22 protein-coding genes, 1 tRNA gene and 1 pseudogene are annotated in these 21004 nt (G+C 62.1%); 9 read left to right on the forward strand and 15 right to left on the reverse strand.

The window, feature by feature from the left end:
• Nucleotides 1–3: 3 nt before the first annotated feature.
• The 3 genes from AB4037_RS12600 to AB4037_RS12610 all read right to left on the reverse strand — a co-directional run bounded on the left by AB4037_RS12600 (nt 4) and on the right by AB4037_RS12610 (nt 3692).
• The gene (locus AB4037_RS12600; protein WP_441771749.1) at nt 4–1506 is read right to left on the reverse strand and encodes a sugar ABC transporter ATP-binding protein; all 1503 of its coding nucleotides are present in this window, start codon (nt 1504–1506) and stop codon (nt 4–6) included.
• Nucleotides 1507–1517: 11 nt separating this feature from the next.
• Nucleotides 1518–2477 carry an ABC transporter permease gene (locus AB4037_RS12605; protein ID WP_434956473.1) on the reverse strand — a complete coding sequence of 320 codons (960 nt, stop codon included), beginning with the start codon at nt 2475–2477 and terminating at the stop codon, nt 1518–1520.
• 123 nt (nt 2478–2600) lie between these two features.
• Nucleotides 2601–3692 carry a sugar ABC transporter substrate-binding protein gene (locus AB4037_RS12610; RefSeq protein ID WP_441771750.1) on the reverse strand — a complete coding sequence of 364 codons (1092 nt, stop codon included), beginning with the start codon at nt 3690–3692 and terminating at the stop codon, nt 2601–2603.
• Nucleotides 3693–3886: 194 nt separating this feature from the next.
• Between AB4037_RS12610 and AB4037_RS12615 the strand changes: the two genes are divergently transcribed.
• Both AB4037_RS12615 and AB4037_RS12620 read left to right on the forward strand, forming a co-directional pair.
• Nucleotides 3887–4180, forward strand: coding sequence for a PqqD family protein (locus tag AB4037_RS12615; RefSeq protein ID WP_441771751.1), 294 nt, complete (start codon nt 3887–3889; stop codon nt 4178–4180).
• Between the two features lie 104 nt (nt 4181–4284).
• Nucleotides 4285–4374: transfer RNA gene (locus tag AB4037_RS12620), tRNA-Ser, on the forward strand.
• Between the two features lie 66 nt (nt 4375–4440).
• Here AB4037_RS12620 and AB4037_RS12625 read toward each other — a convergent pair.
• The 4 genes from AB4037_RS12625 to AB4037_RS12640 all read right to left on the reverse strand — a co-directional run bounded on the left by AB4037_RS12625 (nt 4441) and on the right by AB4037_RS12640 (nt 7553).
• Nucleotides 4441–4881: a hypothetical protein gene (locus AB4037_RS12625; RefSeq protein ID WP_434956476.1), complete on the reverse strand. Its 441-nt coding sequence runs from the start codon at nt 4879–4881 to the stop codon at nt 4441–4443.
• Nucleotides 4882–5669: 788 nt separating this feature from the next.
• Entirely contained in the window at nt 5670–6167 is a 498-nt protein-coding gene (locus tag AB4037_RS12630) for a hypothetical protein (RefSeq protein ID WP_441771752.1), read from the reverse strand.
• A gap of 102 nt (nt 6168–6269) precedes the next feature.
• A complete protein-coding gene (locus AB4037_RS12635) occupies nt 6270–6857 on the reverse strand; it encodes a TetR/AcrR family transcriptional regulator (RefSeq protein WP_434956478.1) in 588 nt (195 codons plus the stop codon).
• 72 nt (nt 6858–6929) lie between these two features.
• On the reverse strand, nt 6930–7553 hold the full coding sequence (locus AB4037_RS12640) for a TetR/AcrR family transcriptional regulator (RefSeq protein WP_441771753.1): 624 nt from the start codon (nt 7551–7553) through the stop codon (nt 6930–6932).
• A gap of 172 nt (nt 7554–7725) precedes the next feature.
• Here AB4037_RS12640 and AB4037_RS12645 point away from each other — a divergent pair, with 172 nt between their 5' ends.
• From AB4037_RS12645 to AB4037_RS12660, 4 genes and pseudogenes are all read left to right on the forward strand, one after another.
• Nucleotides 7726–8565, forward strand: a complete 840-nt coding sequence (locus AB4037_RS12645) for an oxidoreductase (protein WP_441771754.1) — start codon at nt 7726–7728, stop codon at nt 8563–8565.
• Between the two features lie 182 nt (nt 8566–8747).
• Nucleotides 8748–9071: an Imm53 family immunity protein gene (locus AB4037_RS12650; RefSeq protein WP_441771913.1), complete on the forward strand. Its 324-nt coding sequence runs from the start codon at nt 8748–8750 to the stop codon at nt 9069–9071.
• A 12-nt stretch (nt 9072–9083) separates the two neighbouring features.
• Nucleotides 9084–9294, forward strand: a pseudogene (locus tag AB4037_RS12655) (transposase); the annotation flags it as partial.
• Nucleotides 9295–9711: 417 nt separating this feature from the next.
• On the forward strand, nt 9712–9912 hold the full coding sequence (locus AB4037_RS12660) for a hypothetical protein (protein WP_434956482.1): 201 nt from the start codon (nt 9712–9714) through the stop codon (nt 9910–9912).
• Between the two features lie 208 nt (nt 9913–10120).
• On the opposite strand, the gene AB4037_RS12665 is transcribed toward AB4037_RS12660, so the two are convergent.
• The 3 genes from AB4037_RS12665 to AB4037_RS12675 all read right to left on the reverse strand — a co-directional run bounded on the left by AB4037_RS12665 (nt 10121) and on the right by AB4037_RS12675 (nt 12103).
• The gene (locus tag AB4037_RS12665) at nt 10121–10444 is read right to left on the reverse strand and encodes a hypothetical protein (protein ID WP_434956483.1); all 324 of its coding nucleotides are present in this window, start codon (nt 10442–10444) and stop codon (nt 10121–10123) included.
• A gap of 145 nt (nt 10445–10589) precedes the next feature.
• A complete protein-coding gene (locus AB4037_RS12670; RefSeq protein ID WP_441771755.1) occupies nt 10590–11435 on the reverse strand; it encodes a YggS family pyridoxal phosphate-dependent enzyme in 846 nt (281 codons plus the stop codon).
• Between the two features lie 35 nt (nt 11436–11470).
• On the reverse strand, nt 11471–12103 hold the full coding sequence (locus AB4037_RS12675) for an FMN-binding negative transcriptional regulator (protein ID WP_441771756.1): 633 nt from the start codon (nt 12101–12103) through the stop codon (nt 11471–11473).
• A gap of 99 nt (nt 12104–12202) precedes the next feature.
• On the opposite strand from AB4037_RS12675, the gene pdxR reads away from it, so the two are divergent.
• From pdxR to AB4037_RS12690, 3 genes are all read left to right on the forward strand, one after another.
• Nucleotides 12203–13663 carry a MocR-like pyridoxine biosynthesis transcription factor PdxR gene (pdxR, locus tag AB4037_RS12680; RefSeq protein ID WP_441771757.1) on the forward strand — a complete coding sequence of 487 codons (1461 nt, stop codon included), beginning with the start codon at nt 12203–12205 and terminating at the stop codon, nt 13661–13663.
• Between the two features lie 76 nt (nt 13664–13739).
• The gene (locus AB4037_RS12685) at nt 13740–14468 is read left to right on the forward strand and encodes a class I SAM-dependent methyltransferase (protein WP_434956487.1); all 729 of its coding nucleotides are present in this window, start codon (nt 13740–13742) and stop codon (nt 14466–14468) included.
• 102 nt (nt 14469–14570) lie between these two features.
• The gene (locus AB4037_RS12690) at nt 14571–15659 is read left to right on the forward strand and encodes a PLP-dependent cysteine synthase family protein (protein WP_441771758.1); all 1089 of its coding nucleotides are present in this window, start codon (nt 14571–14573) and stop codon (nt 15657–15659) included.
• A 137-nt stretch (nt 15660–15796) separates the two neighbouring features.
• On the opposite strand, the gene AB4037_RS12695 is transcribed toward AB4037_RS12690, so the two are convergent.
• The 5 genes from AB4037_RS12695 to ehuC form a co-directional block, all read right to left on the reverse strand.
• Complete coding sequence (locus AB4037_RS12695; RefSeq protein ID WP_441771759.1) at nt 15797–17182, reverse strand: aspartate aminotransferase family protein; 1386 nt, start codon at nt 17180–17182, stop codon at nt 15797–15799.
• A gap of 30 nt (nt 17183–17212) precedes the next feature.
• A complete protein-coding gene (locus AB4037_RS12700) occupies nt 17213–18703 on the reverse strand; it encodes an NAD-dependent succinate-semialdehyde dehydrogenase (protein ID WP_441771760.1) in 1491 nt (496 codons plus the stop codon).
• Between the two features lie 127 nt (nt 18704–18830).
• The gene (gene ehuA, locus AB4037_RS12705; RefSeq protein ID WP_434956491.1) at nt 18831–19607 is read right to left on the reverse strand and encodes an ectoine/hydroxyectoine ABC transporter ATP-binding protein EhuA; all 777 of its coding nucleotides are present in this window, start codon (nt 19605–19607) and stop codon (nt 18831–18833) included.
• Nucleotides 19604–20296, reverse strand: coding sequence for an ectoine/hydroxyectoine ABC transporter permease subunit EhuD (ehuD, locus tag AB4037_RS12710; RefSeq protein ID WP_149255167.1), 693 nt, complete (start codon nt 20294–20296; stop codon nt 19604–19606). Before ehuD ends, ehuA begins: the two co-directional genes overlap by 4 nt.
• Nucleotides 20293–20958, reverse strand: a complete 666-nt coding sequence (gene ehuC, locus AB4037_RS12715) for an ectoine/hydroxyectoine ABC transporter permease subunit EhuC (protein WP_434956492.1) — start codon at nt 20956–20958, stop codon at nt 20293–20295. The genes ehuD and ehuC overlap by 4 nt, the downstream gene beginning before the upstream one ends.
• Nucleotides 20959–21004: the final 46 nt, after the last annotated feature.

A 21004-nucleotide genomic window follows, 5' to 3' on the forward strand; every position in this document is an offset into this window, starting at 1 on the left:
GCTTCACACCATGTGCCGGATGAGGTCGAGCGGTTCAGGCGGCGGAACCGCCATCGTGTCGAAGTGTGCCGTCCGGCGCCCGTCCTTCATCACGATGATGGTGTGAGCGAGCCCGAGCGCCTCCTCCAGGGTGTCGCCGATCAGGATGACCGAACAGCCATTGGCGCAAAGCTCCCGGATCAGGCCGTAGACATCCTCCTTGGCGCCCACATCGAGGCCGCGTGTGGGATGGTCTAGCAGGAAGATGCGAGCACCGGCATTGTACCATTTCGCCAGCACGACCTTCTGCTGATTGCCTCCCGACAAATTGGCGCAAAGCGTATCGCCGCTCGGCGTCTTGATCCGCATGCGGTCGATGAGGCTGCGCGTTGCGCGGCCGATCTCGCCGAATTTCAAGATACCGAAGCGGCTCATGCCCCTGAGATGAGCGAGGCTGATGTTCTCCTCGACCGACATTTCCTCGACGATGCCCTCGAACTTGCGCTCGCGCGGGACATAGCCGAGCCCCAGGGACACCGCCTGGCTGGGGGAGACGAAACGCAGATTGCGTCCGCGATAATGGGCACTGCCGAGATGAATCTTCTCCAGTCCGAACAGGCTGCGGATCAGGGCCTCGCTGCCGGCCCCCTCGGTGCCGACCAGGGCGAGGACCTCCCCGACATGAAGGTCGAGATCAATGTCGGCATAGGCCCGCGCACGCGCCAGGCCCCTGGCCTGCAGGGCTATTTCCGTCTGGAACGGCGCCCGTCCTTCCTCCTTGTAGTAGGAGCCCGTGGCAGCGCGCCCGACCATGAGGTGGTGAATGCGTTCCGGGCTCGCCTCGTCCTTGGTCATCTGGCTGACGGTGACGCCGTCCTTGAGAACATAGATCCGGTCGGAAATGTCGATGACCTCGTCGAGCCGATGCGAGACGAAGATGATGCCGGCCCGCTGCTTCAATTTGCGGATGACATTGAAAAGGATGTCGATCTCCGCCTGTTCCAGCACGGAAGTCGGCTCGTCGAGCAGGATGCACAGGCTTCCCTCAACCGCCTCCTCCAGGGTCAGCACCTTGGCGAGCTCAACCATCTGGCGCTGCACGAAGCTGAGTTCCGAGGTGACGGTCAGGGGATCGACGTCCAGGCCGACCTTGGCGAGTTGGCGTGTGGCGGCTGCGGCCATGCGCCGCCAGTCGATGCGGCCGAAACGGATGAACGGGGTTTCGTTGCCCAGGAAGATGTTCTCCGCCACCGATAAATTGGTGATCAGGGACTGCTCCTGGAACACCATGCCGATGCCCCGGGCAGCCGCATCCTTCGGGCCGGCGATCGCCGTCACCTTGTCGTGAATGCGGATCTCGCCCGCATCGGGTTGGTTGATGCCGTTGAGCACCTTCATCAGCGTCGATTTGCCGGCCCCGTTCTCGCCGACCAGGCCGACGACCTCGCCGGCCTTCACGATGATCGAGACATTCTTGAGGGCCTCGACCTTGCCGAAGCGCTTGGTGATGCCGATAAGTTCGAGCATGGCTTCGGCCCTCACTTCACCACGGAGAGCGCGCGCAGGGGCGTATTCAAGAGCACTGCCCCGATGATCACCACGCCGAGCACACCCTGCTGCACGAAGGTCGGCAGGCCGATGATGATCATGCCATTGTTGAGCACCATCACGATCAAGACGCCGATAAGCGTATTGAATACCCCACCCTTGCCGCCGGTCAGCGCGGTTCCGCCCACCACGACGGCACTGACCGCCGTGAAAAGTTGGCCGCTGCCGATCAAGGCGCTGCCGGCCCCGAGCCGCGCGCAGGCCAGGACGGCCCCGACACCGAAGAAGACGCCGGCCAAGGTGAAGGCCAGGATGCGAACCCGTCCTGCATTGACGCCGGAAGCTCTGGCAAGGTCCTCGCCACCTCCCAAAGCCATGATATGGCGGCCAAGACGCGTATGATCCTGCACATACCAGGCGATGAGCAGCATGACGGCGGCGATATAGACGGCCAGGGGAATGCCACCCAGACGGAAGAGCGCCAAGGCGCGGATCGATGGGTCGAGGATCTGCACCCTCTCGCCGCCGAGCAGGACCGTGGCCAGGCCCGTGCCGACGAAGCCCATGCCGAGGCTGACCATGAAGGACGGCACCTTCATCACCACATGGATGACCCCGAGGATGCAGCCGAAGGCTGCCGCTGTCGCGAGCGCCAAGGGCAGTGCCAACAGGCCGAGATTGAAACCGGTGCCGGTGGAATTGGCCACGAAGGCGCAAAGGGTCGCGGCCGTCACAGCCATCGATCCCTCGATGGACAGGTCAATCGATCCCATCAGGATGATGAAGGTCACACCCAGGGCGAGCGTCAGGGGCGCTGCCGCCGATGCGGTCACCCGAATGAGATTGCCGAGCGTGAGAAACTGCGCATCCAGCAGCGAGATGCCGAGGCATAGGCCGAGCAGGACGAGGACAGGCGCGGCACGCGCAAGGGATTGTCTGGAAATCGCCATTTCGACTGTCTCTGTTCGAGAGTTCCGCTCTGCCCCTGCAAGAGGGGCGATGCGCGAACACTAGCGAGGAAAAGTTGGGAGGGACTTTGCCTTGCCTGTCGCGCATCGCCGACGGGCGAGATCTCAATAAGTGATCTGGCCCGTAACCTTGCCCCACAGGTCGTTCCAGTCGACCTTGGGGGTTTCGTCGATATTGGTCTTCCAATAGGCCTCGACATCGGCCTGCGTGATCAGGACGCCGGTGCCGTAGAATTCGCGATGGTCCTTGGGCTCCTTGGAGGGAGAGAACGCACCGGTGGCGGCATGATAGCCGAGGGAAAGAGCTATGCCGCCGATCCAATAGGGGTTCCAGTCGACGGTGGCGGCCATCTCCTTGTTGCGGATTGCCGTGACCGCATCCTTGGTGCCGTCGATGCCGGTGACGAGAACCTTGCCGGCAAGGCCTTCGGCGCGCAGCGCCTCAAGGGCGCCGACCGCCATGCCGTCATTGGCGGCCCATATGCCCTTGATCTTGTCGCCAAAGCGCGTGATCCAGGCGGCCACCACATTGTTGGCCTTGGTGGAGTCCCAGTCAGCATCCTGGAAATCGAGCAATTCCACCTTGCCGTTGGCCTTGATGGCATTCATCAGGCCCTGCTTGCGCTGAATGGCCGGCGCGTTGGAGGCAATGCCGCCAAGAGCGACGATGCCGCCCTCGCCGCCGAAACTGTCGAACAGGGCCTTGGCTGTCTGCTCACCGGCCGGCACGCCATTGAACGACATGTGGGCGACATAGTTATCACCGAAATCCCAGGGGTGAAGGTCGTCCGGCTTATTCCAAACTGTTACGACATGGCCTCCAGCCTTGGCGACGGCCTCCACGATCGGCCTGGCATCGGGAACATCGTTGGGATCGACACCAAGCACCAGCTTGTTGCCGACCTTGGCCAGCATGGCCTTGATGTCGGCTATTCCCTTTTCGCTGTTGCCTTCCGTCACCAGGGCCGCATAGGGCGCACTCACCGTATCCGCATAGGCTTTCGACCCCTTGTCCCAGGCGACATGAAAGGCATTCGACAGCGAACGGATCGAGCTGGCGAACCGAAGGTCGGACGCCGCGAATGCACGCCTCGCCCCGGCAGGCAGCAACAGCGATCCGGCCGCAAGGGCCGAACCGATCAGGAAGCGGCGGCGTTCGATCAAGGCCGCCTCAATGAAATCATGGCCAGAAGCCATCGGACAGTTCCTCCTCGGATCTCGTTGTTCGAGAGGCGGCTTTTCATGCTTATGGTTCATTCCGCCTTTCTTTAATTAAATTGATGAATTTAAGTGAGTCAAGCGTGTTTCTTCCCTGGACGATGCAAAGGCCCGTCTATCGGATTTCGCTGGAATTGGGATAGGGTACCGCTGAACAACCGCCGGGACTTGCCATGAATACAGCCGTCACGACCTATCGCCGCGCTTCGGACATGGCCTGCAACGAGGTGCCCGACGGCTATGTCGTCTACGATCCCCGACGCGAGGAAGTGCACTATCTCAATCTGACCGCCGCGGCGGTGTTCGAACTGTGCGACGGCGAAGCCACGAGCGCCTCAATCGCGCAATCACTGCAGGTCGTTTTCGGCTTGGAACACGCCCCTGGCGACGATGTCGATGGCTGTTTGAAAGCCCTGGTGGCGCAGGGGCTGATCACGCCGGTTGCGCATCCCTCACCGGCGACGTGAGTGATCAAAGCGGCTTTCTCGGCGCGGAAGACCTTGACGAAGCCCCCTACTCTGCTAGACCGCGCATATTCGCACGCGACCTCATTGCAGCGGCGCGAATATGCGGAAGGGTGGCCGAGTGGTTTAAGGCAACGGTCTTGAAAACCGTCGTAGGCGCAAGTCTACCGTGGGTTCGAATCCCACCCCTTCCGCCAGTTCTCTTGTCTATGGTTTGATATTCCAGTGCCAGCGGCCGTGGCCGACCGCCGACACAACGGCTCTTACTTCACCGTGATGGCGAGACCGGTGATATCGGCGTTGACCTGGAGGCCCACCTGTCTCCCCGAGAGTTCAAGTCGGGCGCCCTTGCCGTTGGTCATGACGATCACCTGGGCACCTTTGCCGATCGCACCGCCGCCGCCTGCCGCGCCGTAGACCCCCGTCGCGTCCCGGACGCGCTGAATATTGCGCACTCTGCCTTGGAAATAGGTCTTGGAAGCTCCGAAAGCGAGGCCGCCCGAGATGCCGCCGACGGAGATGGGATAGCGCCGACCATGGAAGGTCAACGTACCCTCGCCTCCAGAGCCACCCACGAAGAAGGCAGCCTTGTAGACGTAAAAGCGGATCGTACCGCTGTCGGCATGGGCGGAGCCGGCGAGGCCGACTCCTGCCGTTGCCACAGCCGCTGCCACGATCGTACGAAATCTGGACGAAATATTCATGATGCAAGTCTCTCAAGATCGCCGGTTGCCCGGCCAGAAGGGCATGTTAGCGTCGCGTCAAAGCTACAGCTAAACACTCTGGCCCGTCGTTAGTTCCAGGCATGCGACCTCGTCCCGGCTGTGAACGGGCCGGCGCCATACCAAGGTATGGATTGTTGGGAGGCGAGCGGGTCCGTACGATCAGGATGCTTCTTTGGAAATGGAAGCTTGGAGGCCCGGGTCTTTAATCAGACAGCCCCCCAGCCCTAAGCCGGGCCTCCTGTTTTCCCATTCGACCTAGAGTTGCGGTGGCGCGTTTACCCCTCTGGCCTGCAGACCGGAGGGGTTTTTGCGTCTGAGGCGTTCGCAGGTGCCCCTATCGACAGACGCGCCGCGTCGCCCATACCGGCCGGCCATGCTTGAAGGTCTTCGTCTTCACGACCTTGCAGACGGGACGATGATGGTGGCGATCAAAACCCGGATGCCGCCAATCATGCCGAGGGGCAGCCGAAGCGGCAAGAGTTGTCCCGCCAAGTGCCGCAATGGAAAGGACGACGGCGCAAATAAGCTTCTTCATAATGGTCTCCTGGAAAAGCCGCCCCCAGCTATGCGGGCATAATTAGCGAGACAAAAATGAACGGTGTCTGAAAAATGATATTGCCAATCGCGGTATGATGGACGCTGTGGAATGATGGTTAATGGGCGCACCGATGAAACGCCCCGCCTCTATCTTGCCCGCCCACCCGTTGATTTGACGATAGGGTCGCCACAGCGTTCTGCTGGGTTGCACCCCTGCGATATCAGCCATGTCAATAATGCTGCCCCGCCGCAATCTTCCCCTGCCTGCTGAGATAGATGATCTGGGCTGTCAGGCCGATGACGAGAATGACGAGAAGGCTGGCCTGGGCCCCAAGGAGGAGTGGTGATTTCAAGTCGGTGACGAAAGGATGGCCGTCTGGAACGCGACGCAGGGTCTCGGTAACGGTTGGCACCATCAACAGGAATACGGTCAGGCTCAGGCAGACCGTCTCGATCAATCTCCCGGCACGTCCCAACCATTGAAGTCGCCCAATGCCATAACCCGCGACCAGCAATATGATGGTTGTCGCACCGATGATGTAGCTCACCGGCTGATGTGCGACGAGGAATGCCGTTGCCGCGCCGATCAGCATTGAGACGAAATAAACGATGCCGGCTGTCGACCTGGGCACGATTCGTCCGTAGCGAACGAACATGTACAGGGCCAGTGGAATGGCGGGCAAGCTGCCGAGCGTATGGACCCAGCCAATGGGAGAAATTCCAAACATTTCAGTCTCCTTTGAAATTCAAATACTAACTTCCAACTAGTAGGTAGTTTCAAAGACAAACCCTGCAGGCTCAAGGATCTGATCCAGATTGCGGGAGGGCGCTCAGCCCGCCCGCGAGGCGAGACGCTCGAGGAGCGGGCCTGTCACGACACCAAATATCTTCGGATCTCCATAGGCCCGCGCCGAGAGCATCGCGCCGTGAACCGTTGCCATGAATATTTCGGCCTCGGCACGAGGGGTACTCGTTAGCCGCAGTTGGCCCTGCCGCGCGCCGCGCTCCAGCACGGATTCCAGCCAATTGGAGAGGGAACGGAAATGCGCCCGGACCTCCAGGCCAACTTCCTCGGGCAGGACCGGGAGTTGGCTTGCCAGCAGCGCACAGACACAGAACGGAGCGCTGGCGTCCGCGATGCAGGCTTCCCAATAGCCGGTGTAGAAGCGAAGCTGTTCGAGCGGATCGGATGCGTGAGTTTCGAGATTTGCCATCCCCGTGTCGGCTTCTTGCCGATAGCGAGCAACCAGCGTTCGGACCAAATCGACCTTGCTTGGGAAATGGTGGTGGATGCTTGCCTTGCGAATCCCGACCACGGCCGCGATATCGGCATAGCTGAAACCGTTGTAGCCACCAGCGACGATCAGTGACCGTGCGCATGCTAGGATCTCGTCAGAGGTGGTCGACAAATTGCTCATGAGACCTATCTACCTTCTGGTAGGATGGTCGTCAAGACCCGCAGACCGGGCCACGATGAGGCCGTTCCGAATTCAGTGGGCGGCCGAGGAAGAAATGCCCGCTTCCATGGGGCGCTGGAGACGTTTGATCTGCTCGATCAGGTCGATGCGGCGCGCCGGGTCGGCAAAGCCGAGAAGGAGCGTGGAGGCACCTGTCCGGAAAGCGGCATCGAGATCCTCGTCTTGAAGTTCTCCCGCGATCCAGAACGAGACGCAGCCCCGGAAGCTGAAGGCAAGCTGGTCCGCGAGCATCGCCTGGGCGATCCCCTTCAGCTCAACTGCCACGCCGGCGAAGTCCCCCAATGCCAACGACCAGAGCTCCCGCGAGTTTTGCCGGACCGGACCGGGCTCGGAATTGGCGATGCCAAGTGATCCCACCACCGCCTTGTGGACATCCGGCTTTTCCAGCAAGAGCGCGACGCTGATCCGTCCCATCGCCAACACATGGTCGATCGCATCGCCGCCGGGTGCTTCATCGCGAAACTGCGCCGCCATCCGCTGGATCAGGCGAGCCGAAAGCGCTTGCATGATCGAATTCTTGCTGCCGAAGTGATTGAACGGCGTGGCGAAACCGACGCCAGCCTCCTCCGCCAGAGCCCGCATCGAAAAGTCCGCTGTCTCTCCTCTCTCGAGCAGGCGCTCGGCCGCGTCGAGCACGACCTCGCGCGCAAGCTGCCGGTTTCTTTCCCTTAGAGGCTGCCGCTTTGTTTCCGCCATGGTCGATTCAGTTCCTTGCTTTCCAAGTCTCTTGAAAATTTATATCATGATATATAATTAATGTCACGATATAAGAAGGCGAGCCAAACGGCGCGCCACGAAAGGAGTTGGCATGAGCATCATCAAGACCTTCATGATTACCGGCGTCAGTTCGGGACTGGGCAAGGCCTTTGCCGAAGGCGCTCTCTCGGCGGGACACCGTGTGATCGGCACGGTTCGCAATGCGGACGCGGCAGGCGCGTTCAAGGCACTCGCACCTGGCCGCTCGCATGCCGTGCTTCTCGATGTGACGAATTTTGAGGCCGTTCCGAACGCTATCGCCCAGGCGGAGAGCGAGGTCGGCCCTATCGATGTTCTCGTCAACAACGCCGGCTACGGCCACGAGGGCATCCTGGAGGAATCGTCTCTGGACGACATGCGCCGCCAGTTCGATGCCAACGTGTTCGGTGCAGTCGCGATGATCAAGGCGGTGCTGCCGGGCATGCGCGCGCGGCGCTCCGGCCACATCGTCAACGTCACCTCCATGGGCGGCTTCATCACCATGCCGGGCATCACCTATTACTGCGGCAGCAAGTTTGCTCTCGAAGGCATTTCAGAAGCTCTCGGCAAGGAAGTGAAGCCGCTTGGCATCCATGTGACGGCGTTGGCACCGGGGCAGTTCCGGACCGACTGGGCCGGGCGTTCGATGGTGCGTGCCGAGCGCAGCCTGGCTGACTACGACGCGGTCATGGATCCGATCCGTGCCGCCCGGCAGGCAAAAAACGGCAACCAGCCCGGTGATCCCGCCAAGGCGGCGCAGGCACTCCTCAAGCTGGTCTCGGCCAAGAATCCGCCGGTGCGGCTCTATCTCGGGGGCGACGCACTCAAGCTCGTCCAGGACAAGATCGAAACGATGAAGACGGAGATGGCTGTCTGGGAGGAGGTCTCCCGCTCGACGGATTTCGCCCAGTAAGTTGACTGGAGATTCTGTTGTTGGGCCGGCGGGGAGTTTCACCCCGCTCGGCGCCAGCCTGCTTTCCTGCCAGATACCAGGCCGTGAACCCATAAATTTGGGGACGGCGAGTTTGTGAGAGCGGTCCGTTCTTTCTACTCCGGTACGATTCGGATTTCGGATAGTGTAGCCAGACGGACGTTCTGGATTGGTTTGCCCGCTGGTATGAAGCCCCGTGTGACGGAGATTGGGAGCACGGGTTCGGCCCCTCGATCAGCACCCTTGATAATCCGGGCTGGTCGCTGGAGATCAACCTTGCAGGCACGGACTGCGACGGCCGGACGCTTGATCGGATCGCGCACAACTATGAGCATGAAACCGATTGGTGGACGTGCTGGACGGAGGGCAACGTGTTTCACGGCACTGGCGGCCCCTCCACCTTCGGTCGCTCCTCGAGACATTCCGAGACTGGGCAACGAACATCAATTAGCTGCGGACAGGCTCTTCCATGTTGCAGCAAATTCTGATTCACACTCGGGATGAGCCGACATGACCTTACCGACTTTGAATGGCGCTTGATCGAGCTGCAGTTGACCAAGGGCCGCTAAGGGGGCCGCGCGTTGACGGCAGGCGTGTGCTGAGCGATTTCTTTTGGGCATTGGGTCCGGTGCGGCATGGTGTGACTTGCCGGATCGTTACAGCCCCCGAACCACCTACAACAACCGCTTCATCCGATGCTGCACAGCAGGGGCATTGCACATGGCGGGGAAAAACGGCGCGTGAATCAACATGTTGAAGGCCCTCGCACTTGCGGATTGGATCCGTAAGCGCGGGGTTGATCCGGCCTGATGGACACGTCGCCTGGTTCGGGCGTAACGTGCCTCCCGTAGGGAAATTTACAGACATCTTCGGGTCTATCCTCCCCCTCGCCCGTCCGGCGATTCGAGGAGATCGGTTTCGAATAATGAAACCATTCAGAATTCATTAATATGACGTAACGGAATATAAGACCTGTCAAATCCGACTGGAGATTTTGCATGAAAAAGATTCTTCTCGCGGCTCTCATTGCTGTCGGCGCGCTGTCTGCCAGCGTTGCTCCGTCGTCAGCCCTTGCTCCGATTCATTTGGGTACTCCCGCCGCAACTCAAGTCGACCAGATCGGCTGGCATGGCTGGGGCAAGCATGGCTGGCGCCGGCACCACGACAATGGCCTGCATCGCGGCTGGGGTCGTGGTCGTCATGAAGGCTGGCGCCGACATGGCGGAAGGCACGGGCATGACGGATGGCGCAGGCATGGTGGCCGGCATCATCGCTGGTGATAGTCCGCCCTCGGCGCCGCTATGCGGGTTGAACCGATCCGGCGCATGAATGATCCGGGATGCAGCACGCACACCCGCTAAGCTTCCTGACACAAAAAAGCCCGACGCTCCATGCGCCGGGCGAGTTCTATTGGGGTACTATCGTCAGCCGACCTCTCCTACGGTAGTGGCCGTTGACTGGCGCGAGTGTGTCGACCGCCTGTGACTTCAGCGTGATTCCGAGATGCCTCTACGGCATATCCGCGAATTTGGTTCTATCATACCACCCTGTAGAAAGTCGTCTCACCGATGCGGGCACTTTGCTCGGTGATTTCGCCCACGGCCTGCCCCTGCAGCAACCAGATCAGCCCCATCGCGTCATAACGCGCAAGCGGCGCGGTCGGATGCAGGCCGAACAGATCGCTGGCGCTCCAGCCGAGTTCGGCCACCTGGTCGCCCCAATCGGTCAGGAATTCCATCGCATCATGCTTGGCCTGTTCCCAGCGTTTGGGGTCGGCAACCGGGTTGGTTTTCTGGAGCCTGGCCAATTCTTCAGCAAAGGGCCCCGAATAGGTTTGGGCAATGGCGAGCGCTGCAGGCATGTTCGAACTCCGTCTTGAGGTAGACGGATTCACGGCCCAAACAGTGTAGATTCGGTTGCTTCCCTTGCCATTGGCCGCGCAAATCCTCAGGAGGCCACGTGGAGCGGCGCCTCCCGGTCATGCCGTTTTGGCTTCAGACCCGTCTCTAACCCGGGGCAAAGCCGGGCCAATAATGCCCATCCGGTGTCGGGCGCTTGCCGAAGATGGCCTGACCGACGCGAACCACGTCTGCCCCCTCCTCGATCGCAGCTTCAAAATCCCCCGACATGCCCATCGAGAGTTCGGTCAAGGCCGCATTGCGCTTCACTGCCCGATCGCGCAGGGTACGCAGCAGACGAAAACAGGGGCGCACGCGCGCCATGTCGTCGCTGAAAAGAGCCAATGTCATCAGCCCACGGGGGCGCAAGCGCGGAAAGTCGCCGAGCCGATCGACGAAATCGAGCAGGGCATCGGGATGCAGGCCGAACTTGCTGTCCTCTCCCGACGTGTTGACCTGGACGTAGACGTCGAGGAAGCGATCCTCGATGGTCAGGCGCCTATCCAGCATCTCGGCGACCCTCAGGCTGTCCAGAGCGTGAAACTCCCGGGCGAAGCGGGCGAGATATTTCACCTTGTTGGTCTGCAGATGCCCCACGATGCTCCAGGCGATCGGCAAGTCGGCGAGGGCGTCGCGCTTGCTCTGTGCCTCCTGGATCTTGTTCTCGCCGAAGTCGTGGATTCCTGCTGCGAAGGCGAGCCGTAGAACCGGAGCAGGCACGGTCTTGGTGATGGGAAGAAGCCGCACCGCGGCCGGTTCCCGGCCGGCGCGCAGGCTGGCCGCTGCGATCCTGCGTTCTACGTCGGCGAGATTGGCGGCAAAGCTTGCCTTTGGATCGGGCCCGAAGCGGGCGATGTCCTTTTCGTCGAGGCCGGACGTCTCGGCGGTGTCGACAACCCGCTCGCGATCGGCGGCAGTTTCCAGATATTGTTCATTCATGGCGGTGCCGTTCATGCATAGGAGCGCCCAGTCTCATATCGAGCCACCGTTCAGGTGGGATCGAGGGGAATGAGCGAGGCGATCCGGCGATCAGCGGGATTGGGGCTGTCGGCGAGTGCGCGCGCGACACCGGCGCGATCGGCAGCCGGCCGGTTCTGGCTCAGCTTGCGCTTGCCTTCCAGGCGCCGGACCGTCAGGCGCACGCCGACGATGCCACGCAACTGCGCTTCCACGAATGCCGGTGGCGCATCGCTGACCTGCCAGGGCTTGGACATCGTCCCCTCATGCAGGTTGGTGATGCGGGTGACGGCCTCGAGCAGGCGCCGGGGATCATCGAAGAACTCGACCGGCCCATAGGCATGGATCGCTTCGTAATTCCAGGTTGGTACGACCTTGTGGTGCTCCTGCTTGGCGGCATACCAGTTGGGCGAGACATAGGCGTCCGCGCCCATGAAGATAGCCATGGCGTCGCCGATCGGCTCGGCCTGCCAGTGCGGATTGGCCCGGGCTAGATGGCTATAGAGGGTGCCATGCTCTCCCTCGGCGGGGTCGAAGAACAGAGGCAAGGGCGTGCCGATCGGGCCGGCTGCCGTTGCGGTCACCAGGGAACTCAGGCGCGTATCCCGCATCAGGCGATGGAGGATGGCAGGATCGTCTTCGCGGAAGGCGGGCGGAACATACATTGTGAGGGCTCGTGAAAACTCGACTTGGTTTCCTGTCAGGATAGGGCCAAACTGGCTTAACAAGAACGTCCAGTTTAGATAATTTTAGCTAGGCCAGTTATGATGACGCGGAACGGGCGGACGCAAGGTCCCGGGGCCAGGCAGATCTATGAGGTGCTTCGGGCCCAGATCCTGGCAGGGGCTTATGGGGATGATGGCGCCTTGCCCTCCTCGCGCGCCCTGGCATCCGAACTCGGTGTGGCGCGAGCGACCGTCACCTCGGCCTATGAGCAGTTGTCGGCGGAAGGTTTCATCCACAGCCGGCAGGGCGCCAGGCCGAAGGTGGCCGCGGTTCTCGACCGCACGCCGCCGGCGTCGCCCCTGCTGACGGGTCCGGCTCCCCTGCCCCTTTCGTGCTATGGCGAGCGCCTCGCCCTTCAGCCGGTCTCCCTCGCGCCCTCGGTAAGGCCGGGCATCGATTTTCGTTATGGCGATCTTGCCGCGTCGGACTTTCCCACGCCGATCTGGCGGCGCGCCATTCTGGGCGCGCTGGCGCAGAGGCAGGATCGCCTTTCCTACGGCCACCCGGCTGGTTCTCATCGGCTTCGGCGTGCCCTCCAGGGTTATCTCTGGCGGGCACGCACGCTGCGCTGCGAAGCCGAGCAAATCATCATCGTCAACGGTTCCCAGCAGGGATTGGATCTTTGTGCCCGCCTGCTGCTCGACCCCGGTCAAGGCGTGGTCGTCGAGAACCCTTGCTATCCGATGGCGAGGGATATTTTTGCCGCGGCCGGCGGCAAGGTCACACCGGTTGCGGCCGATCAGGATGGGCTGGACACGTCGCGGCTTGCCCACGTCGCGGCGCGGCTCGCCTATGTCACGCCTTCCCATCAATTTCCTCTCGGCAGCGTACTGTCGATAGCAAGGCGTCACCGCCTGCTCGCATGGGCCGGGACACGCGAGGCCTATCTGATCGAGGACGATTACGACAGCGAATATCGCTATGATATCAATCCGGTGCCGCCGCTGTACGGCCTGGGCAATGGCCAGAACGTTCTCTATCTCGGCACGGTTTCGAAGACCCTGTCGCCCACCTTGCGGATCGGCTATCTGGTGGTCCCTTCCAATCTGGCCGCCATTTTCACGCGCGCCAAGCAGATCATGGACAGGCACAGCCCGGCCTTGGAGCAGGAGGCTCTCGCCACTCTCCTGGAAAACGGCGCCTATGAACGTCATATCCGCCGCATTCGCCGGCGCATGGCCGAGCGCCGCAATACCCTGCTCGAGGGATTGCGATATCGTTTCGGCGACAGGCTCGCCGTCGGGGGAGCAAAGGCGGGCCTTCACATCATCGCATGGTTCCGTCATATTCCGGCGGCGCTGGAGACGGAACTGATCCGGAAAGCCACCCAGGCCGGGCTGGGTCTCCATCCTCTGTCGCCGCTCTATGCCGCGGGCAGCTCGACGAAACCGGATCGGGCCGGCCTGGTGATGGGCTATGGCAGCCTGGATATGCGCCAGATCAAGCGGGGCGTCGAGTTGCTGGCCGATTGCGTGGCCGAGGTCGAGAGTGGCGGTTGAAGCTGCCCCGTCCGCCCCTTTCCCAATCGGAATGGAGCAGCGGCATCTCATTGGAATATTGAAGGAAGAGATTTCGATGGCGCAGAATATTTACGACCGCCCGGCGTTTTTCGACGGCTACAGCCAATTGCCTCGCTCGGTCCACGGTTTGGAAGGAGCCCCGGAATGGCCGGACATTCGGGCCTTGATTCCCGATCTCGGCGGCAAGCGCGTGCTCGATCTCGGCTGCGGGTTCGGCTGGTTCAGCCGATGGGCTGTGGAACATGGGGCAGCAAGCACGCTTGGCTTCGACCTGTCCGAGAAAATGCTCGCACGGGCCCGGGACATGACGACGAGCTCCAAGGCGGACTATCGGATTGCCGATCTCGAAACGCTCGAACTGCCGACGGCCGGTTTCGATTTCGCCTATAGCTCGCTCGCTTTCCACTATGTCGCTGATTTCGAGCGCCTGGCCAGGGTTGTTCATGACAGCTTGCGGCCGGGCTCCGGCTTCGTCTTCTCCATTGAGCACCCGATCTATATGGCTCCGAGCAATCCGGGTTGGCAGAACGACAAGGAGGGGCGGAGGATTTGGCCTGTCGATCGCTATTCCGTGGAGGGCGAGCGCACCACCGACTGGCTGGCCAAGGGCGTCGTTAAATACCATCGGACCCTGGGTACGACCCTGAACAGCTTGATCGATGTCGGCTTCGTGATCAGGCGCGTGGAGGAATGGAGCCCGACGGAAGAACAACTGGCGCAGCACTCCGCGCTTGCGGAAGAGCGGGATCGGCCGATGATGGTGATCATATCCGCCTGGCGCTGAGCAGGATCCAAACCTTGCTCGACCTCTTCACGAGCGGCTCACGCCTCGATGCTATCACGCGGTTGCAAAAAGCGACGAACCGAAAGCCAAGGAGCAGGTGAGATGACACGACAGCCCGAATCCAGAACGACATCCGGCCGCGGCCGCCTTTTCGAGAGCATCCTGGAGACGGTGGGCGATACACCCGTCATCAAGATCAACAACCTCGCTCCCGCCAATGCCACGATCTACGTCAAGGCGGAGTTCTTCAACCCGGCCGCCTCGGTGAAGGACAGGCTGGCGCTCAGCATCATCGAGCATGGCGAACGCACCGGCGCGCTCAAGCCGGGCATGACCGTGGTCGAGGCGACCAGCGGCAATACCGGCATCGGCCTTGCCATGGTGTGTGCGCAGAAAGGCTATCCGCTGGTCGTCACCATGGCGGACAGTTTCTCGATCGAGCGCCGCAAGCTCATGCGCATGCTCGGCGCCAAGGTGGTGCTGACGCCGCGCGCCCAGAAGGGTTTCGGCATGTATCGCAAGGCGGTGGAACTGGCCGAGGCGAATGGCTGGTTCCTGGCCCATCAGTTCGAAACCGAGGCCAATGCCGCCATTCACGAGGCGACCACCGCGCGCGAAATCATCAACGATTTCGCCGGCAAGCGGCTCGACGTCTTCGTCACCGGCTACGGAACGGGCGGCACGGCGGTTGGTGTTGGACGGGTCCTGCGCCGCGAACGCCCCGACACCCGTATCGTGCTGTGCGAACCCGCCAACGCCCAATTGGTCGGCAGTGGCCAGAAACAGGAGCGGACGGCAGATGGCTCGCCGGCTGTCGGCCATTCGGCCTTCGAACCGCATCCGATCCAGGGCTGGACGCCGGACTTCATTCCCAAGGTGCTGCAGGAAGCGATCGACAATAATCTCTACGACGAACTCGTTCCCATAGCCGGTGCCGAGGGTGTGAAATGGGCCAAGGCTTTGGCCCAGAAGGAAGGCATCTTTGTCGGTATTTCGGCTGGCGCCACCTTCGCGGTTGCCCGTCAGATCGCCGAGACGGCGCCTGCCGGCTCCGTCATCCTATGCATGCTGCCGGATACGGGGGAGCGCTATATGACCACGCCTTTGTTCGATGGCATCGAGGCGGAGATGGACGCCGAGGAGATCGCGCTGTCGAAGTCGACGCCGGGCTACCAGTTTCCGGCCGAATAAGCTCGAGTGCAGAGTTGCTCCTGGGATCGCAGGCTTCCAGCCTGCATCCTCCTCTCCTACAAGTGGAGCGTTTCCAAGAACAGGCTGGAAGCCTGCGATCCCAGGAAACGCTCCCTGTCGTACAGTCTGGTACCCGACTACGCGCCGAGCACCGATTTCACCGCCTTGGCTGCTGCCGACACCACGATGTCAGCTTCCTCGCGGGTGAGGCAAAGTGGGGGAGCAAAGCCCATGATGTCGCCCTGCGGCATGGCCCGGCCGATCACGCCATTCTCCAGCATGGCGGCAACCACGCGGGGCCCGACCTTTTCGGAGGCGTCGAAGAAGGCGCGGTCGTCGCGATCCCGCACGAGTTCGACGGCTGCCATCAATCCCTCGCCGCGCACTTCGCCGACATGGACGTGCGCGCCGAGCGCATCCGTCAGCGCCTGCTTGAAATAGGCGCCGACGCTGCCGGCATTGGCGACCAGGTCGAGTTCGTCGACGAGTTCGAGATTGGCCACGCCCGCAGCCGCGCAGAGCGGATGGGAAGAATAGGTCCAGCCATGCCCGATGGCGCCGAACTCGTCCGAGCCCTTTTCGAGGATGCGCCAGACCTTTTCCGACACGATCACGCCGGAGAGCGGCGCATAGGCCGAGGTCAGCCCCTTGGCGATGGTGATCAGGTCGGGCTTGATGCCGTAATGATCCGAGCCGAACATCGAACCGAGCCGCCCGAATCCGGTGATGACCTCGTCGGCAATCAAGAGAATGTCGTATTTGGTGAGAACGGCCTGGATCTTCTCCCAATAGGTCCGGGGCGGCGGCACGATGCCCCCCGTGCCGAGCACGGGTTCGCCGATGAAGGCGGCAATCGTATCAGGCCCCTCGGCCTGGATGAGTTCCTCGAGCTTGGCGGCGCAATGATCGGCGAATTGCTCCTCGGTCTGCGAACGATCTTCCCGGCGGAAATAATACGGGGCCTCGGTGTGCAGGACAGGCGGCTTGGGCAGGTCGAACAGATTGTGGAAGGCGGCAAGGCCGGTGAGGCTGCCGGACATCAGGCCGGAACCATGGTAGCCGCGCCAGCGCGAGATGATCTTCTTCTTCTCGGGGCGGCCCAGCACATTGTTGACGTACCAGACCAGCTTGATGTTGGTCTCGTTGGCGTCCGAACCCGACAGGCCGAAGAAGACCCGGCTCATCCCTTCCGGCGCCCGGTCGATGATCATCTTGGCCAGGGTGATCGAGGGCTGGGAGCCATGCCCGACATAGGCATGGTAATAGGGCAACTGCGCTGCCTGTTCGGCGATCGCCTCGGCGATCTTGGTACGGCCATAGCCAACATTGACGCAGTAAAGCCCGGCGAAGGCGTCGAGACTGCTCTTGCCATTGCGATCGGTGATGTAGACCCCCTCCGCGCCGGTGATGATGCGGTTGGGCGTCTCGCCGCGGGCATGCTGGGCCATATGGGTCGAGGGATGGAAGAAGTGATCGCGATCCCAGGCGGTGAGTTCATTGTCGGAAACGGCGCGGTCGAGCATGTCGGCTCCTTTCAGGCGAGGTCGAAACAGTCAAGCGAGGTCGAGACAGGTATATTTGAGATCGGTGAAGGCTTCGAGGCCGTGGCGCGAGCCTTCGCGCCCCATGCCGGATTGCTTGACACCGCCGAAGGGGATGGGCGCACCGGTCAGCTTCACGCGGTTGACGGCCACCATGCCGTATTCCAGTGCGCGGCTCATGCGCAGCGCCCGGCCGGTGTTCTCGGTGACGACATAGGCGACAAGGCCGTACTCCGTGGCATTGGCGCGCGCCACCACTTCCTGCTCGTCGTCGAAGGGCGTGACGCTTGCAACCGGTGCAAAGACCTCTTCCCGCATGATCAGGGCGTCATCGGGGACGTCGGCGAGGACGGTCGGTGGCACGAAGAGCGATCCGGATTCAATGTCGCCACCCGTCAACTTGCGGGCGCCTCGCTGCAAGGCATCGGCGATGCGCTCTTTGGTGCGGGCGACGGCCCGTTCATGCATGAGCGGACCGATGTCGGTTTCTTCTTCCAGGCCATGCCCGAGCTTGAGCCCGGCGACGCGCCGGCTGAATTCCTCACAGAAGGCTGGGTAGAGCGAGCGCTGGACGAAGATGCGATTGGCCGCCAGACAATCCTGCCCCGAGGTCGCGAATTTCGCATCGAGCGCGATCTTGATCGCCCGATCCAGATTCGCGTCACCGAAGACGATAAGCGGCGCGTTGCCGCCGAGTTCCATCACCAAGCGCTTGACGCTGGGTGCGCATTGGGCGGCGATCAGACGCCCGATCTCGGTTGAACCGGTGAAGCTGACCACCCGCACGCGGGTATCTTCGCACAGGCGCCTGGCGATCGGAGCAGCCTCGCCGGTGACGACGTTGAAGACGCCTGCGGGCAAGCCGACGCGTTCTGCCAGCTCAGCCAGGGCAAGGGCAGAGAGCGGCGTATAGGACGACGGATGAAGCACGACCGTGCAGCCGGCGGCCAGCGCCGCGGCAGCCTTGCGGGTTACCATGGCGGAAGGGAAGTTCCAGGGCGTCAGCAGGGCCGCGACGCCGAGGGGCTCGCGGCTAACCTGCATATGCGCCCCGGGAAGGTGGCTGGTCACGCTCTCGGTGTTCACGCGCTTGGCTTCTTCCGCATACCATTCGACGAAGGAGGCGCCATAGTCGATCTCGCCGCGGCTTTCGGCCAGAGGCTTGCCCTGCTCCAGTGTCATCAGCAAGGCAAGATCCTCGCGGGCGGCAAGGATGAGCTGATGCCAGGCGCGCAGGCGGGCGGCCCGCTCCTGAGGTGGCAATGCCTTCCAGGCTGGAAAGGCTCTCGCCGCGGCATCGACCGCCCTGCCCGCCTCGTCGGCGCCCAGGCTGGCGATATGGGCAAGAATGGCGCCAGACCCAGGATCTCGCAGTTCGAAGCTCGCGGCTTGCCGTCCCTGGACCCAGCGGCCGTCGATATAGGCGAGTTCCCTGAACAGTCGTCGGTCGTTCAGCCGGCCGAGCGCGGGATGGCCGATTTGTTTCAGAGCTGTGGCGATCATCGAAGAAACTCCGGTGGCGTCATGTCTGCAAGGCTAGCCCGAGCCGCCGTGAGAATGTCTCGCTTCGCCCCCTCCCTTACCGTCAAAGCCTCGGTATTTGCCGGGCGGCGCCGACAGATTATCGGCCTCACAACACCGACTGCAGGAACTCGCGCGTCCGCGCCTGTTCGGGATTGGAGAAGATGCGATCGGGCTCGCCCTGCTCAACGATCCTGCCCTTGTCGAAGAAGCAGACGCGATCGGAAACCTCGCGGGCAAACCGCATTTCATGGGTGACCAGCAGCATGGTGAGATCATGCTCGCTGGCCAGGGAGCGGATCACACCGAGAACCTCGCCGACGAGCTGGGGATCGAGGGCCGATGTCGGTTCATCGAACAGCAGCACGCGCGGCCGCATGGCGAGGGCGCGGGCAATGGCCACACGCTGCTGCTGGCCACCGGAAAGCTGGCTTGGGAAGTGATCCTTCTTGTCGACCATGCCGACCATCCCGAGCAAATCGAGGGCCCGGCATTCAGCTTCCTCTCGCTTCAGACCGAGAACGGCGATGGGCGCCTCCACCACATTGCGCAACACGGTCATGTGCGGAAACAGGTTGAAGCTCTGGAACACCATGCCGACCTGCGTGCGGATCTGGCGCAGATGCCGCTCGCTGGCCTTGAACGGGCCGTGGCCACCGGGTTCGTGATAGCCAATGCCGCCAAGTTCCAGCGTGCCGTCCTGAAAGGGTTCGAGCGTCATCAGGATACGCAGCACCGTGGTCTTGCCTGATCCCGAAGGACCGATCAGCGAAACCTTCTCTCCCGGCGCGACGGTGAAGTCGAAATCCTGCAGCACCGTCAGCGTGCCGAAGCGCTTGCTTACATTGGAAAAGCGGATGATGTCGGATTGGGCGTTTGCGGTCATCGCATCGGTATCCCTGCTTTCGGCAAGGCCCTTTCCAGCCGATGGACGCCGGCGGAACAGACCAGGGTAAGGATGAGGAAGAGGACGCCGACCATGCTCAGCGGCACCAGATATTCGAAGGTGTTCTCGCCGATCATGTTGGCGAGGCCGAGCATTTCCAGCACGGTCACCACCGAGAGCACCGGCGTTTCCTTCAGCATGGCGATCAGGTAATTGCCCATGGTGGGGAGGATGCGCGGCACCATCTGGGGAATGATGACGTTTCGGTAGAGTTGCCAGCGCGACATGTTGAGGGCAGTGGCGGCCTCCCACTGGCCGCGCGGCACCGCTTCGATGCCGCCGCGATAGACCTCCGACGTGTAGGCCGAATATTGCAGGCCGAGTGCGATGGCACCCGTCAGGAAGGCCGGCAAGGCAATGCCGTAATCGGGCAGAACATAATAGAGGAAGAAGAGCTGCACCAGGAGTGGCGTGTCGCGCAGGAACTCGACGACGAAGGCGGTCCCCCAGCTCACCACGGCAAAGCGGCTACGCCGCATCAAGGCGAAGACGAGGCCCAGGACCAGGGCGATGGCGAACCCCGCGGCGGCGGCCTGCAGCGTCACGGTGAGGCCGATGAGCAGGATCGGCAGGATCGACTGCGCATAGGTCAACGGCGTCGAGGGATCCCATTCGAAACCGTACATCATGATTGCACCGCCTTTGGAAAGGCGCCGCCGCGTCGCGCCAGGCGTTCCAGGAAGCGCATGGCCAGCATGATCACCAGCGACATCAGGAAGTAGCCGACGAGAGTGAGGGTGTAGATCGTCGTGCTGTCCTGTGTCAGGTTGCGCAAGGTCTGCGCGCGGAAGGTCATGTCCGCGATCGAGATGAAGGACACCAGCGAGGAGAGCTTCAAGGTCTCGATGGCGAGGTTGCCGAAGGCCGGCATCATCTCGACGATGGCTTGGGGCAGCGTGATGTGCAGCAATTTGTGTACCGGGCCGAAATTCAGGGCCCGCGCCGCCTCATGCTGCTGTTGCGGCACCGCTTTGAGGCCGGCCCGCACGATCTCCGAACCATAGGCACCGACATGCATCGAGAGCACGAGAATGCCCGTCGACACCGGCGAGAAGGAAAAACCGACGAGAGGCAGGGCGTAATAGAACCAGAACAACTGCACCAGGAGCGAGGTGCCGCGGAAGATCTCGGTATAGCAAAGTGCGATGAGGGACAGGATGCGGCCCCCCTCGACCCTGACGATCCCAGCCAGAAAGGCCAGGAAAGCGCCAATGGCCAGCGAGGCCAGGGTAATCTCGGCGGTAATCAGCGCGCCCCTGCCAAGGGCGGGCAGATAGGAGATCCAGTGCATGAGGCTCCCTCGTCTATTGCTCGAGGATTGGCGTGCTTTACCCTCC

It is taken from the genome of Labrys sp. KB_33_2, from assembly GCF_052114505.1.
In the GTDB taxonomy this organism is placed as follows: domain Bacteria; phylum Pseudomonadota; class Alphaproteobacteria; order Rhizobiales; family Labraceae; genus Labrys.